General features: G+C 44.5%; 13 protein-coding genes. 6 read left to right on the top strand and 7 right to left on the bottom strand.

Annotation, left to right across the window (positions count from 1 at the left end; translation table 11 throughout):
• Nucleotides 1-157: 157 nt before the first annotated feature.
• Both A6D97_RS04780 and A6D97_RS04775 read left to right on the top strand, forming a co-directional pair.
• Nucleotides 158-3,316: a glycosyl hydrolase family 18 protein gene (locus tag A6D97_RS04780; RefSeq protein ID WP_065583920.1), complete on the top strand. Its 3,159-nt coding sequence runs from the start codon at nucleotides 158-160 to the stop codon at nucleotides 3,314-3,316.
• A 294-nt stretch (nucleotides 3,317-3,610) separates the two neighbouring features.
• Nucleotides 3,611-5,074: a sensor domain-containing diguanylate cyclase gene (locus A6D97_RS04775; protein WP_065583919.1), complete on the top strand. Its 1,464-nt coding sequence runs from the start codon at nucleotides 3,611-3,613 to the stop codon at nucleotides 5,072-5,074.
• Between the two features lie 135 nt (nucleotides 5,075-5,209).
• Here the strand turns inward: A6D97_RS04775 and A6D97_RS04770 are convergent, their stop codons facing one another.
• Nucleotides 5,210-5,464, bottom strand: a complete 255-nt coding sequence (locus A6D97_RS04770) for a YgjV family protein (protein ID WP_065583918.1) — start codon at nucleotides 5,462-5,464, stop codon at nucleotides 5,210-5,212.
• 268 nt (nucleotides 5,465-5,732) lie between these two features.
• Between A6D97_RS04770 and A6D97_RS04765 the strand changes: the two genes are divergently transcribed.
• The 3 genes from A6D97_RS04765 (at nucleotide 5,733) to A6D97_RS04755 (ending at nucleotide 8,152) form a co-directional block, all read left to right on the top strand.
• Nucleotides 5,733-6,320: a DUF4136 domain-containing protein gene (locus tag A6D97_RS04765; RefSeq protein ID WP_065583917.1), complete on the top strand. Its 588-nt coding sequence runs from the start codon at nucleotides 5,733-5,735 to the stop codon at nucleotides 6,318-6,320.
• A 178-nt stretch (nucleotides 6,321-6,498) separates the two neighbouring features.
• Entirely contained in the window at nucleotides 6,499-7,683 is a 1,185-nt protein-coding gene (locus A6D97_RS04760; RefSeq protein WP_017064476.1) for a D-alanyl-D-alanine carboxypeptidase family protein, read from the top strand.
• A gap of 175 nt (nucleotides 7,684-7,858) precedes the next feature.
• Nucleotides 7,859-8,152 carry a YkgJ family cysteine cluster protein gene (locus tag A6D97_RS04755; protein ID WP_080582263.1) on the top strand — a complete coding sequence of 98 codons (294 nt, stop codon included), beginning with the start codon at nucleotides 7,859-7,861 and terminating at the stop codon, nucleotides 8,150-8,152.
• Nucleotides 8,153-8,318: 166 nt separating this feature from the next.
• Here A6D97_RS04755 and A6D97_RS04750 read toward each other — a convergent pair whose 3' ends face one another.
• The 6 genes from A6D97_RS04750 to A6D97_RS04725 form a co-directional block, all read right to left on the bottom strand.
• Nucleotides 8,319-9,995, bottom strand: a complete 1,677-nt coding sequence (locus tag A6D97_RS04750) for an RluA family pseudouridine synthase (protein ID WP_065583916.1) — start codon at nucleotides 9,993-9,995, stop codon at nucleotides 8,319-8,321.
• 150 nt (nucleotides 9,996-10,145) lie between these two features.
• On the bottom strand, nucleotides 10,146-10,766 hold the full coding sequence (locus tag A6D97_RS04745) for a glutathione S-transferase (protein ID WP_017064479.1): 621 nt from the start codon (nucleotides 10,764-10,766) through the stop codon (nucleotides 10,146-10,148).
• A 35-nt stretch (nucleotides 10,767-10,801) separates the two neighbouring features.
• Complete coding sequence (locus tag A6D97_RS04740; RefSeq protein ID WP_017062644.1) at nucleotides 10,802-11,833, bottom strand: NADP-dependent oxidoreductase; 1,032 nt, start codon at nucleotides 11,831-11,833, stop codon at nucleotides 10,802-10,804.
• 143 nt (nucleotides 11,834-11,976) lie between these two features.
• Nucleotides 11,977-12,567, bottom strand: coding sequence for a TetR/AcrR family transcriptional regulator (locus A6D97_RS04735; protein WP_017062643.1), 591 nt, complete (start codon nucleotides 12,565-12,567; stop codon nucleotides 11,977-11,979).
• 196 nt (nucleotides 12,568-12,763) lie between these two features.
• Nucleotides 12,764-13,237 (bottom strand): FKBP-type peptidyl-prolyl cis-trans isomerase, encoded by a 474-nt coding sequence (locus tag A6D97_RS04730; RefSeq protein WP_017062642.1) that lies wholly within the window; start codon nucleotides 13,235-13,237, stop codon nucleotides 12,764-12,766.
• 76 nt (nucleotides 13,238-13,313) lie between these two features.
• Nucleotides 13,314-13,940, bottom strand: a complete 627-nt coding sequence (locus A6D97_RS04725; RefSeq protein ID WP_017062641.1) for a thioredoxin domain-containing protein — start codon at nucleotides 13,938-13,940, stop codon at nucleotides 13,314-13,316.
• A 259-nt stretch (nucleotides 13,941-14,199) separates the two neighbouring features.
• Between A6D97_RS04725 and A6D97_RS04715 the strand changes: the two genes are divergently transcribed.
• Entirely contained in the window at nucleotides 14,200-14,835 is a 636-nt protein-coding gene (locus tag A6D97_RS04715; RefSeq protein ID WP_029235219.1) for an OmpA family protein, read from the top strand.
• Nucleotides 14,836-14,940: the final 105 nt, after the last annotated feature.

Here is a 14,940-nt window from a genome sequence, read left to right as displayed (position 1 = left end):
TATAAACAAATTAATGCGAGTCATTTTATAAATATCGAATATTTTAGGTGTTAAATTGGCACTGTTACCTACAGTTGTTTTGCGAAGAGATTTAAGTGATGAGAAATATGACACTTAAATTAAGCATCTTGAAACAATAACTTAAGGGACAGCTAACATGCACCTAAACCAAGGAAGAGTGGCCAAGAAGGTTTTTACACTCAGTACTCTCACCGCGTCATGCTTAATGGCGTTCAACAGCTACGCGGCTGTGGATTGTTCAACGTTAGAAGCGTGGGATTCCGCCACGGTGTACACCGGTGGTGATCAGGTTTCACATGACGGCAGCGCGTACTCAGCGAATTACTGGAATCAAAATAACAACCCGAGCCAATTTGAGGGTGACTATGCACAATGGAAAAAGATTGATGTGTGTAGTGGTGGCGGTACGCCAAATGAAGTACCAACGGCTTCATTAACGGCACCCTCTGCTTCTGACGTGATTACTGAAGGCGATAATGTTGTATTGAGTGCAACAGCACTAGATTCTGATGGCAGTGTGGCTTCGGTTGAGTTCTTTGTTGATGGCGCATCTGTTGCGGTAGTCACAGCGGCACCTTTCGAAGCGACTTGGGCTGCAACGTCGGGTAATCATCAGGTTTCTGTTGTTGCAACGGATAATGAAGGCGCAGCAAGTGTTGCAAGTGCGGTTTCTGTTTCTGTTGATTCAGCACAACCAGGGAATGAAGCACCGACAGTTTCAGTTGCACTTTCAGTGACATCTGTTGATGTTGGTGGTGTAGTCACACTGACAGCAACGGCAGCAGATAGCGATGGCACGGTTGATAAGGTTGATTTCTACGTAGCGGGTGCTCTTGTGGGCACTGCTGCAACGAGCCCTTACACGTTAGATTACACAACAACTCAAGCGGGTTCTTTAGCGGTTTACGCGAAAGCAACAGACGACCAAGGTGCGACTGCAGATTCTGCGTTGGCATCTTTGACCGTGAACGGCGCTCCAACAGTGAGCACATGTCACCCTGATGGCTTATATCAAACTCAAGGTGTCGATGTTCCTTACTGTACAATTTACGATGATGAAGGCCGTGAGAAAATGGGCGCAGACCATCCCCGTCGTGTCATTGGTTACTTCACAAGTTGGCGTGCAGGGGATGACCCACAAGCTGCTTACCTAGTAAATGATATTCCTTGGGAACAACTCACACACATTAACTACGCTTTCGTGAGCATCGGTTCAGATGGCAAAGTAAACGTCGGTGATGTAAACGATCCAAATAACGCAGCGGTTGGTAAAGAGTGGCCGGGTGTGGAAGTTGATCCGGCATTAGGCTTCAAAGGTCACTTCGGTGCATTAGCGACAGCGAAGAAAAAACACGGCGTGAAAACGTTAATCTCAATCGGTGGTTGGGCTGAAACAGGTGGTCACTTCGCGACTGATGGCAGCCGTGTGGCTGATGGTGGTTTCTACACCATGACGACCAATGCTGATGGTTCTATCAACCATCAAGGTATCGAAACATTCGCGACTTCAGCGGTCGAAATGCTGCGTAAGTACCAGTTCGATGGTCTAGATATCGATTACGAATACCCAACCTCAATGGCGGGTGCCGGTAATCCATACGACAAAGACTTCATGGAACCACGTCGTCAATACCTGTGGGCTTCGTACCAAGTGTTGATGAAAGTGCTACGTGAGAAGCTCGATGCGGCGTCTGCGCAAGATGGCAATCACTACATGTTAACGATCGCAGCGCCTTCTTCTGGTTACCTATTACGCGGTATGGAAACATTCGATGTAACCAAGTACCTCGATTACGTAAACATCATGTCTTACGACCTTCACGGTGCGTGGAACGATCACGTAGGTCATAACGCAGCCTTGTTTGATACGGGTAAAGATTCAGAGCTAGCGCAGTGGAACGTATACGACACGGCGGCTTACGGTGGTATTGGTTATCTGAACACGGATTGGGCTTACCATTACTTCCGTGGTTCTATGCCAGCAGGCCGTATTAACATCGGTGTGCCTTACTACACTCGTGGTTGGCAAGGCGTAACGGGTGGTGAGAATGGTCTTTGGGGCCGAGCAGCACTGCCAAACCAATCTGAATGTTCAGCGGGTACGGGTGAAGGCGAGAAAAACAACTGTGGCCATGGCGCTATTGGTATCGACAACATGTGGCACGATACCGATCCAAAAGGTAACGAAATGGGCGCGGGTTCTAACCCTATGTGGCACGCGAAGAACCTAGAGAAGGGTATTTGGGGCTCTTACGCTGAAGCTTACAAGCTTGATCCTGTGAATGATCCTTCAGATGTTCTAACGGGCACTTACACGAGAAACTACGACAGTGTGGCGGTTGCCCCTTGGTTGTGGAACGCAGAGAAGGGCGTATTCCTTTCAACAGAAGATAAACAGTCTATCGACGTGAAAGCGGACTACGTTATCGACAAAGAGATCGGCGGCATTATGTTCTGGGAACTAGCAGGGGATTATAACTGTTATGTTCTCGATGCGAATGGCAACCGAAGCTCTATCGATACGACTGAGCAAGCGTGTAACAGCGGTAACGGTGAGTTCCACATGGGTAACACCATGACGAAAGCTATCTACGATAAGTTTAAGTCTGCAACACCATATGGAAACAAAGTAGCGACGGGTGCTATTCCAACAGAAGCGCTAGATATCGCGGTATCGGTTGGTGGCTTCAAAGTCGGTGACCAAAACTACCCAATCAACCCTAAGATCACGTTCACGAACAACACAGGGCAAGCTCTTCCGGGTGGAACTGAGTTCCAATTCGATATCCCAGTATCTGCACCTGATAACGCGAAAGATCAATCGGGTGGTGGTTTGACCGTGATTGCTTCAGGTCATACTCGCGCGGATAACATCGGTGGACTAGATGGAACCATGCACCGAGTGGCGTTTACGTTGCCGACATGGGAAGAGCTTCCTGCTGGCGGTGTGTATGAGTTAGACATGGTGTATTACTTGCCAATTTCTGGCCCTGCTAACTACGCGGTGAATGTCGGTGGCGTTGATTACGCGTTTAGCTTCGAGCAGCCAGATCTACCATTAGGTGATATCAGTTCAGGTGGCGGTAACCCTGGCGATGGTGGCACCAATCCAGGTACATGTGATACGGCAGGTTTAGCGGTTTACCCAGACTTACCTCAGAAAGATTGGGCAGGTAACCCAAGCCATGCAAACACAGGAGACCAAGTGGTTCACAACGGCAGTGTTTACCAAGCAAACTGGTGGACAAGTTCTGAACCGGGTAGCGATGGTAGCTGGACTCAAGTTTGTTCTTAATTTAATGCTAAGCAAACTATTTATAGACAATAGAGTGTAGTAATAGGTAATAAACACAAATGCTTTTAAGTCTATTTATCAGGAATTAGTATCAATTAAGTAATCAATCTAGACGTAAAATCAAAAAGCCGAACTGAATCCAGTTCGGCGTTTTTGTTATAAGTCACAGATTACGTATAGAAACCCTTAAAAATATCGACACTCGTTCAGTAAAAAACAAAAACATGATATAAAACAGTTTGTATATAAGAGAAGTCACAGCGTTACCTGAAATTATAAATCTACGGGGTAATCTTGAAAGTCAGACGTAAATACATTCTTAATTTTTCAATTGCGCTCGCCGTCGTGTCGATGATTCTTTCTGCCTTTCAATTTAATCGAACTGAAAGGTCATTGTTGGAATCTAACCAACTGTTTTTTCGTACGATTGTGAACGCGAGTTACGATATTGTCGACACCACAGTTAATGAGGCGATAAAGACATATCTTAAAGGAATTACGGATACCGTTGCGTCTCATGTATGGCATACCACGCCAGAACAAGAAGTTGAACAGGTAAGCCAAATTGCCCGTGAATTGCATATTGGACAATCGGGTTATATCTATTTGATGTCACCCCAAGGCGTCCATCTCTACCATCCATTCTTGCAAGGTCAGAAGCGTGGGCATCTTACTCATATCCAAAAACAGCTCACTATTGACTCTGGCATGATCGAGTACTTTCACGCTAACCCTCATGAGATAAGCCGCAGAGCCAAAGTCGCTTATTCGATGAGGCTACCGAGTGGTAATACTTTGGTTGCGACGACCTATAAAGAAGAATTGATGTATTTGGTCGATCTTGAAGGTTTAAAAGATAAACTTAGAAAGTATGCGTTTGGTGATAGCGGATATGTGTACATTGTCGATCTGCAGGGTAACTTAGTGCTTCATCCAGATTATGAGCACAAATCATTGAAATCCTTAATAGGCTACTCGTCTGAACTGCTTATTGATCGAATCGCCACCAAACCAGAAGGTCAATTCAGTTACTCGATTTCCAGTGATAGTGGCACGACCAACAAAAAAATCTTCTATAAGTTTTACCCTTATCTTAATTGGGTCATTTCTGCAGGTATCTTAGAGCAAGAGCTTAATCGAAATCATAGCCTATTGTTTATTAGCTTGATGGCTTTGGTTGTAAGTTTGTTGAGCATTATTGTCGTGTTGGTGCTTTACCTGCGGCATCGTCATCTTAGAATCTTGGATGTGGCAAGCCTCGATTACCTTACTGGGCTTCCTCGTCGACGGAGTTTTATCGAACAGCTAAAACTGAAAATTACTCAAAGGTCGCCTTATCCGCTAACAAATGTCGGTGTCATTTTGCTGGATATTGACCATTTCAAGCGGGTGAACGATCAATATGGTCATGCTCAAGGCGATAGGGTTATCTGTGAGGTCACAAAATCACTGAAGAGATTTGTTAACCGTCGTCGTTTGATTGCACGCTATGGCGGTGAAGAGTTTATTTTGGTGACGTTTGATTGTGATGAACATGAGTTATTCGAATTATCAGAGGCGTTACGGTTATGTGTTGAGCAACTTCAAGGCTTAGTGTCGCCAGTAACAATCAGCGCTGGTTGTTGCCATGCTCAAGCACTGACTGACATTGAAACCGCTATCGATAAAGCCGACAAAGCACTTTATCAAGCAAAAGAGAGTGGACGTAACAACACTCAAGCGTATCGAGAGAACGAATATCACGTTGCTTACATGTGATCGGTTGAAAGCCTCATTGAATTGAAAAGTTTTGTTCACACAAATCGAGCTCTTGAGAACGACAAACACAAAAAAGCCCAAATAGATCGCTCTATTTGGGCTTTTTCAGAATTATTTGAAAGGCTAATCGTTAATTTAAGCTTTCGCTGCTTTCATCGCTTTCGTTTTTTTTTCCTTTTGCATTTTTGCAAGGAAGTAGATGTTTACACAAGCGATAAAGCCGTTGGTGGCTGCAACTGGCCATGCGTCAATCATGATGCCGTATGCTGTGAAGAGTGCACAGCCAATAAAGTTAAGGACACGCAGACGAACGATATCTTTCATTGTTAATGAAATTGCGACCATAATAGACGCAGCGTAACCTAAAATTTCAACCATATTGAATTCCATTGTTTGACCCTCTTAAATTTGCCGATACTTTGTCGGTACCAATTCTTCTCTTCATGAGATGATTGAGGAAGCTCCGTGCCTCGAATGGTCTGGTTTTGTTTAACGGGGAGAACTATACCAACTCTGTTTTTGTGATTAAACCCCCAAAACAGACAGAGGTGAAGGTTAGCGATTACGCAAACGTTTAATGACCTTTCTATTAACATAATTACTATTTATGTTGGAGGTTGAATTGATAGTTATTCTTATATAGGTAAGGAAGCCTCGAATGATAAAACGATCCATTTGTGCAACAAAAAGCATAAAAAAAGCAGCACTATTGGCTTTGATGGCTATTGGGCTGACCGCATGCTCTACACAAGAAATACCATCCACACACAATTATGGTGTGGTCACTAGCGGTGACTTTGGTTTCATGAAACACGGCGTGATGACGTACTCCTGGCACCCTGAGTCAGAAAAGGTTTACCTTTCTCAAAAATACGACGAAACCGTGGTAACCGATTTAGTGCGTGATTCGATTCAAGAACAGCTCTCAAGTAAAGGTTATCAGTTAAAGCAGGATGGTGTCGGTGATGTTGTTGTAGGCTTTGGATTAGCGGAAGAATCGGAACTGAACGATGAGTCTATCTTCGATGCGATTAAGCTATCTACTGGTGTGCCATTTTACGATGGTGAAGGTAAAGTCGCGGAGAAAGGGTCGTTGTACATTGCGTTTTTCGTACCTAACTCAGAGGTCGTACAATGGCAAGCATTAGCACAGTCTGGCATCCAACCTGATTTAGAGCCAAGCGAGAGCAAACAGCGTATTACTGGCTTTGTTGAAATGTTATTTAGACGCATGCCTGAGCGATAGTATTAGGCGTTGAATGCATTCGTGGAGTAAATATTAGTTGTGGAAAATATGGTCAGATCGCAGATTATACTTTTTTATTTGTAACGAATGGTACAAATACGTAAAGCAACGTAAAGTTCGCGCTTCTTTTGCTAGCATTTGTCTATACTGCTCAAAACGTTAACTTAGGTTTGATTCAATGAAACTGTTTTCCAAATACTCTCTCCCTCTATTAAGTATATTCATTGTAAGTAACGCCGCGATGGTAAGTAATGCAGCTATCGCAGCACCTTCTATAGTACCAAGCCCACCTAGCCTAGGCGCAAAAGGGTATGTGTTAATTGATTTTAATTCTGGTGATGTGCTGGTAGAAAAAAACGCACATACGAAGTTAAACCCAGCAAGCTTGACCAAACTGATGACCAGTTATGTGGCAGGTCAAGAGATGAAGCGAGGCAACATCTCTGCTGATGATCAGGTACGAATCAGTGAGAACGCGTGGGCGAAGAACTTCCCAGACTCTTCAAAAATGTTCATCGAAGTAAACACCGATGTAGCAATGATGGATCTTTATCGTGGCTTGATTATTCAATCCGGTAATGATGCTAGCGTTGCGATTGCAGAGCATGTTGCAGGCTCACAAGATGCATTCGTTGACCTGATGAACTCTTGGGCTACCTCTCTGAAGCTAGAAAACACCCATTTTGCCAATGCACATGGTTTGGATGCAGACGACCTCTATTCGACTCCTTACGATATCGCGTTACTCGGTCGTGCCATTATTCGTGATTTACCGGATGTGTATGGCTTATACAGCGAACGCTCTTTCAGTTACAACGGCATCACTCAACATAACCGTAATGGCTTGTTGCGTGATAGAAGCTTAACCGTAGATGGCATGAAAACGGGCTACACCTCTGGTGCTGGCTACAGTTTGGCGAGTTCAGCGACACAAGGTGAGATGAGACTTATCGCGGTTGTGATGGGCGCATCAAGCGTTAAGAGCCGTGAATCAGACAGCAAACAGCTGTTGAGCTACGGTTTCCGTTTCTTCGATACACTAAACCCGCATAAAGGCGGCGATCAAGTGGCTGAAGAGAAGGTATGGTTTGGTGAGCAAGACACATTGAAATTAGGTGTGGCAGAAGACACGTTCATTACGTTGCCTAAGTCAGACAGTAAAAAGCTGACTGCATCTATCGAGCTTAACTCTGAACTGAAAGCGCCAATTGCAGAAGGTCAAACTCTAGGTGTGGTTCATTACACCGTTGATGGCGAAGATGTTCAAACTCAGCCTTTGATCGCGCTTGAAGCGGTTGAACAGGGCGGTTTGTTCAAACGTTTAATAGACTACGTTAAGCTGTTCTTCGCGAGCCTGTTCTAAATAGAGCCTGTGGCGATAAGCCGCGCTGAAAAGTCGAAATATTATGGGTGTTGTGAGTGAATCACAGCGCCCTTTGTTATTTCTACATCAATGAAAACGCCGCGCCGCACTATCTTTATTAGCCGTAGCGGGCGGTTTCGATTACTATACGCAAAATTTAGCAGTGTAGTCACTTATGACGATAGATATAAAGAACGTAACCGAACCCGAAGTAACCTGTGCAAATTGTCAGGCATGCTGTTGTCGTTTAGAGGTTATGATCATCACAGATACGGGCGTACCTGAAGAGCACATCGCTTATGATGAATGGGGCGGTGAAACCATGAAGCGCTTAGACGACGGCTGGTGTTCTGCGGTAGATAGAGAAACACTGATGTGTACTATCTACGAAAACCGACCATGGATCTGTCGCGAGTTCGAAATGGGCTCTTTCGAATGTGTTGACCAGCGCAAAGATGTGATGGGCTAGGCGTCTGCAGTATTGAACTCAGTAACTAAAGTACGCTAATGAACTGTGATAATCACATTAAAATTAAATATCAGGGTTCTATACCTTAAGCAGTTGTAGAACCTTGATGCGTTTTATGAGATCAAATATTGAGTGAGATAAGAGTCTTAGCTCGATAAGTTAGAGTTTAGAACTCGGAAGGCACTTCAAACTCCATCCATTCACCGGTTGTCGGGTGAATCAACTTTAAGTAGCCAGCGTGCAGGTGTAAGCGCTCGCGTTTGTATCCGTATAAGTCGTCACCACGAATAGGTACAGCAAGCCCTAATGGATGAGCACAGTGCACTCGCAGCTGGTGGGTTCGCCCTGTTTTAGGGTACAAGTGAACCTTGGTTTTGCCATTGTGAGTGCTAACCACTTGCCAATGGGTCTCTGCATTTCGGCCGTGTTGGTGACAAATCAGTTGTCTTGGTCTGTCCGTGATGTCGCCGCGCAAAGGAAGGCTGATATTGCCAGATTCGCCCGTTATCTCGCCATCTAACAAAGCGGTGTAGCGTTTCTCTACGGTTCTATTAATGAACTGCTTCTGAATATGCTTGTTTGATTCCGCCGTGAGCGCCAAGATCAACAAACCTGACGTCGACATATCCAACCTATGGATAATCAAAGGACCAGTCGCATCCGGGTAACGCGCTTTTATGCGGGTATAAACTGAATCTTCGATGAACTTACCGGGAACCGACAAGAACTCTTCAGGCTTATTGACGACTACGATTTCATCGTCTTCATAAACAATATTAAAAGACTTACCAACCGCAGGGTTCACGATAAGCGGGTTATCTTCTAGCTCTATGCCACTTAACTGGTGTTCGAGGATCTCAAAGCTTTTACTCTGACAAACAGGGTAGAGGTTTGCGTGTTGTCGAATGATGTCTGTAGGCGGTAATCCCCACCAAAACTCAGATAATGCTAACGGCTTGAACCCGTGTTCAAACGCAAAGTTAAGCAACTTAGGTAGGCAGCAGTCACCAGAGCCTTCAAGCGCGTCTTTACCATCGAGCAACTCGAGTAAATTCTTAGATTGCTTGGCTTGATTGATAAAGCGATAGTGAGAGAGGCGTTGAGTTTCCAACTGTTGTGAAACTGCTTGATGATCTTGCTTACGGTTTTTCAGTTCGCTTTCAATCAAATCAATTTGTGATTGGCGCTCTGCGATCTTCTGTTTCCACTCAATACGAAGTGCTTTTAGGTCACGTTTCTCTTGGCTACTTTGATTGCCCAGTTGTTTGAGCAAATTCGCCGCTGACTCTAGATTCCCTAATGCTTTTTCTTGATTGGCTTGTTCTCTGAGTTCGTTACGCTGAGCTTTGTTTGCGGCCATTGCTAACTGAAAGGCTTCGATAGCTTTTGCTGATTCGATTTTTAACCCTTCAAGCTCGGCCAATAATGTGTCTAGATTGTGCGACTGTTGCAGCTTTTCAATGTCGTCCGAGAGCTGCAATTGTCGAGCAAGGTTCGCACTGTTTTGAGATTGAAACTGTTTTGAATCGAAGGCTGGTGGAACAAAGTGAATGTTGTTTAACTGAGAGACCAAAGCCGGATCTAACTGCAAGCCTGAAAACGCAGAAAGGTAACCTAACCCTTGTGTGGTTGGATTCTGAACAAGAAGCACAGCGTAGAGATTACCTTGCGAGGTTTCATTCACACCACAGTCGACAAGTGATTGCTGAAGCTGCAGCATAGCGAATTCACACACAGGGTGCGGGGTATAGTAATACGGAAACGTAAAACGAGTCGGTAGCGCTAAATCGACATTCGTGTTTGCTAGGTGCAGAGGTGTGTATTGAGCGACGTTTGTTGGCATTAAGATCAGACTCTATGGCTGTTCAGTTAGAGTTCGGTATTGTTGTCGAAATGAAGACAAATGAGAAGCCAAAGCAGAAGATAAATCGGCTTTGGCTTCATTTAGTTTCTTGTGTTTACTCTAGCAAGCACGTGTTTGAGTGAAACTCGATCAGTTCGAGTGTTCTAGCTCTACTTGCTCAGCTTTTTGGTAAGCAGGGTGGCTCTTTAAAAGTTCACCGTATTTAGCGATGTTAGGGTAAAGCGCAGTTGCACCAAAGTTACCCACGATTTCTACGATGAACGACATCATAAAATCTGCACCTGTTAGTGTGTCTGCAACCAAGTAGGTTTTACCTTCAAGTGCATTATTCACGTAAGTGAGGATCTTTTGGTTTTCGTCGTCTGCATAACCGCCTAGGAAGTTAGTTTCGCAGCCGTCTTTCATCACAAAGATCTTAAGTAACATTGGCAAAATACCTGAACTCTCAGCGAAGTGAAGCCATTGCGAATACTCAACGTAGTTTGCGGTGCCGCGTGTAGGTGCGAACTTACCCTGACCGTATTTGTCGATTAGGTATTCCGTGATAGCACCAGATTCAGTGATCACGACGCCATCGTCTTCAATGACAGGAGATTTACCCAATGGGTGAATGGATTTGAGTTCTGGTGGTGCAAGAAAAGTGACACTGTCTCGTTGGTAGGGTTTGATTTGGTAATCTACCCCAAGCTCTTCCAATAGCCAGATGATGCGCTTTGAGCGCGACTTATTCAGGTGATGCAAAGTAATCATGATTCTACCTAGTTAACGGGTTCAGTTTATTGAATTTATTTAGCTTCGTTCGTTTTGATAACAAGCTTACCGAAGTTCTGACCTTCCAATAGGCCCATGAATGCTTGTGGCGCATTTTCTAGACCTTCAACCAGGTGCTCACGATAGTGCATCTTGCCTTGAGACAACCATTCTGTCATTTGAACAGCAAATTCGTTGTAACGGTGTGCGTAGTCATCAAAGATGATGAAACCTTGCATCTTAATTCGTTTAACCAGCAACATACCCATCAGGCTAGACATACGATCTGGTCCTTCAGGCAGTGAAGTCGCATTGTATTGAGAAATAAGACCACACACAGGAATACGAGCACCTGTGTTAAGCAGAGGCATTACTGCATCGAATACCTTGCCGCCAACGTTTTCAAAGTAAACGTCGATGCCGTTGTCACACGCTTTAGCCAATTGCTCCGCGAAGTCGTCAGCTTTGTGGTCGATGCATTCATCAAAGCCAAGAATCTCTTTCGCGTACTGACACTTCTCTTGACCGCCTGCAACGCCGATAACACGACAGCCTTTTAGTTTGCCGATTTGTCCAACGGTTGCGCCTACAGCACCTGTTGCTGCTGCAACGACTAGCGTGTCGCCTTCTTTAGGTTGGCCGATATCAAGCAAGCCCATGTAAGCAGTAAAACCAGGCATACCCATGATGCCAAGCGCGTAAGAAGGGTGCGTTGGTTCTTTACCTAGTTTGATAAGGCCTTCACCGTTAGACACACCAAGATCTTGCCAACCTGTGTAAGCCAGTACCCACTCGCCAATTTCGTAATCAGCGTGGTTTGATTCTTCAACCTGACATACGGTTGCGCCTACCATCACTTCATCAATCGCAACGGGATCTGCGTAGGATTTAGCATCGCTCATACGACCACGCATGTATGGGTCTAGAGAAAGGTAAACTGAGCGAAGTAACATCTCGCCGTCTTTGATGCTTGGCGCAGCTATTGTCTCTAAACGGAAGTTGTCTTGAGTCGGTGCGCCAACTGGGCGAGAAGCCAATACGATTCGGCGATTGTCTTGTTGAGTCATTGGATGTCCTTAATTGTGTATTTTATACATTTAGAATTAGACCAGTCGTCTAGTCTTGTTGTCTAAAAATCCCGCCGTCATCAAATTGATAAGAGGGCGGGTGATTTTTTTAAGTTAAAGCCAATAAAGCGCGCTGCGCGTTATTAGCTTTCACCTTTTAAAATTCGTTCGGTAAGGCTCAAAGCTGACTGTAAGCTATGTGAGCTTTGGCTCAGCTTGCTCAATAAGCTGGCGCCTAACCACATTGAGTATAGGTTCTGAGCTGCTTCTTGGCTCTCTTCAACCTTTATGGAGCCATCTTCAATACCGCCGACAATGCACTGTTCGATGGTATTCGTCACTTTTTCTGCACCCTTTAATAGCGCTTGGCGCATAGGATCAGAAAGATCAGAAACTTCCGCGCTGAGTTTAACGACCAAGCATTTATGAGCATTGCAGGTGCCGTTTTCAATCTGTGACCATCGAGTGAAATAACTGACAATTCTCTGGTAATGGTTGCCTTCACCATGAACCAAAATAGTTTCAACTCTGCTGATGTAGGTCTCAAAATAGTGCTGGATCAGAGCCTCGCCAAATTGCTCTTTCGATTTAAAGTAGTGGTAAAACGACCCTTTCGGCACGTCCGCTTCTTTAAGCAATTGCGATAAGCCAACGCCGTTAAAGCCGTTGTTCACTATTAATTGGTAGCCAACATCTAAAACATGCAGGCGTGTGTCATTCGTTTTTTCGTTCATGGGCGGTACTATAAGTTAAATTAGACCAGTCGTCTAGTGGTCGGTTTTCGAGGGTATATTTGGTCGTTGTTACAGTAGCTAAATAGCTAAATAGCTAAATAGCTAAATAGCTCAATATCTAAAGAGGCTTCAAATGTTCAGATATAAAAAAGCCCCGACATAGCGCGTATGTTGGGGCTTAAATCAGTAACTTCGATTATTTGATAGAGATGAGTTCTACATCAAAAATCAGAGTCGATGATGGTGGGATAGGGCCTGAACCGCCTTTACCGTAAGCTAGAGTGCTTGGAATAAATAGACGAACTTTTTGGCCTTCAACCATGTAAGTCAAACCTTCTTGCCAGCCTTTAATTACTTGCTTAAGAGCAAATGAGATTGGCTCGCCGCGCTCAACAGAGCTGTCGAAAACAGTGCCGTCGATTAGCGTACCGTGGTAGTGAACCGTTACTTTGCTGTTCTTAGTTGGGTGCTCTGTGCCTGTACCTTCTTCAAGAACAAGGTATTGAAGACCGCTTTCAGTCGTAATCACGCCTTCTTTAGTGCCGTTTTCAATTAGAAATTGTTGGCCTTGTTCGAAGTTTTCTCCGCCAGACTTATGATTCGTCCAAGTACGGTAAATCATGAAACCCGCCAAAAGAAAGACAATGACCGGGATGACAAATTTAGACATAGTAAAACCTATTTATATTGGGTGCTGAATTTCGTAGTTAATACAAAATGTGTTAATCAGTTGACTAAAGCCGTGATTATGGTTGAGTCAAAAGGTAGTTGATCGTTTTTGCAATGCCAGCAACGTCTTGGTGACCTGCTGTTAGTACTTGGTATTTACCGTTGATGATAAAGGTTGGTACTGAGTTGATCTGACCTTTTACTGAGATCTCTTCTGCTTGCTTAACGTAGTCGAAAAGAGCGACTTGCTGTTCTTTATTCAGCTGGTATGGGCTAACCAAACCACGAGAAGTAAACGCTGTCTCTAGTGCTTGTTGACGCTGCTCAGGTGTTGCATCTGCACCCATTTGAACGGCACCAAATAGGTCGTCCATGAATGCGTGGTCAGGCGTCGCATCAAGCTGCATCACTGCTGTGTAGTAGATCATTGCGCTGATTTGAGCGCTTTCGTTGAACGTCACGTGCATCTTGCCAATAGTTTGGTCTGTTAGAGATTCAATCTCTGGAATGGCACTTTCCATTTGACGGCAGTGACCACAGTTAAGAGAGAAGATTTCAGTGATCGGAGACAAGTTAAATTCTGTTAGAGCAGTAGGAAGCGCTTCGTATTGAACGCCTTTTTGTGGCTCGTCTGTTTCACTACAACCCGCGATAATGAGTACGGCAGCGAGTGCTGTGATGAATTTAGTAAATGGTTTAAACATAATGTTTGCTCTAGCGTTGAGAAGTCGTGAGATTCTAACTATTTAGTACGAATTGGAAAACAATTATAAGGTAAATAAATGCAAACAGTTCGAACTAGCGGCTGAAGACAAGCTAGTAGACGGTTAACTGTGATCAACAGCACTTTTTTTGGGTTCTGCTTTCTTTTCGTCTAAAGTTTTTCCCTCGGTGCCGATATAGACATTAGTGAATGGTTTATCTGCATGAGTGGTTGGTGAAGTAATGAGATATTTAGCGATAATGTTAAGCATAGCTTTGGCTGGGTGTGAAGCCACGTCACCAACTGACTTACTTGGCGGTGACATGCTAGAGACTGCACCACAAACCGATTACGACTTGATGCATCCTGAATGGGGTGTGGTTCAAACGACTCATGTAGCAAGCAATCGTGGGTACTCTATCCAGAGTAGCACTCATCAACACAGAACCATCACGACCAACTACGGACGTGGCGTTTCGACTAACGACCCACTGGAAGTCTTTTTAAGACAAAACCGCATCGATTTTGAAGTGTTGCCGGGTAACCATGTGATGGTAAAGCTTGAGCAGCACGTGAACTTTAAAACAGGTTCAGCATTCCCTGAGCCAGCGTATAATCAATGGCTAGATACGCTAGGCAGCTACCTTGCTCAACGCCAAGATATTGATGTGGTGATTGAAGGGCACACCGATAACACGGGCACAGATCGAATCAATGATCCGCTTTCAGAGCAGCGAGCAAAAGAAGTGAAGGCTCGATTAGAGAGTAACTATGTGTCGAGTCGTTCTATTTATACTCGTGGCTTCGGTGAGTATGTTCCAGCTTGCACCAACGCTTCTGCCCAAGGCAAGGCGTGTAACCGCCGTGTGGAATTGATGCTGATTGTCACGAAGTAGTCGTTTGAACTTTCGCGCCCAATTTGAAGCGATTAACGCCAAATAACAGACATAAAAAATCCCTCACATTCGAGGGATTTTTTGTATCTGACTTTTGTTGCTTTA

This window comes from Vibrio sp. ZF57 (assembly GCF_001691235.1).
GTDB lineage: Bacteria > Pseudomonadota > Gammaproteobacteria > Enterobacterales > Vibrionaceae > Vibrio > Vibrio crassostreae_C.
This window is presented reverse-complemented; position numbering and strand designations above follow the sequence as displayed.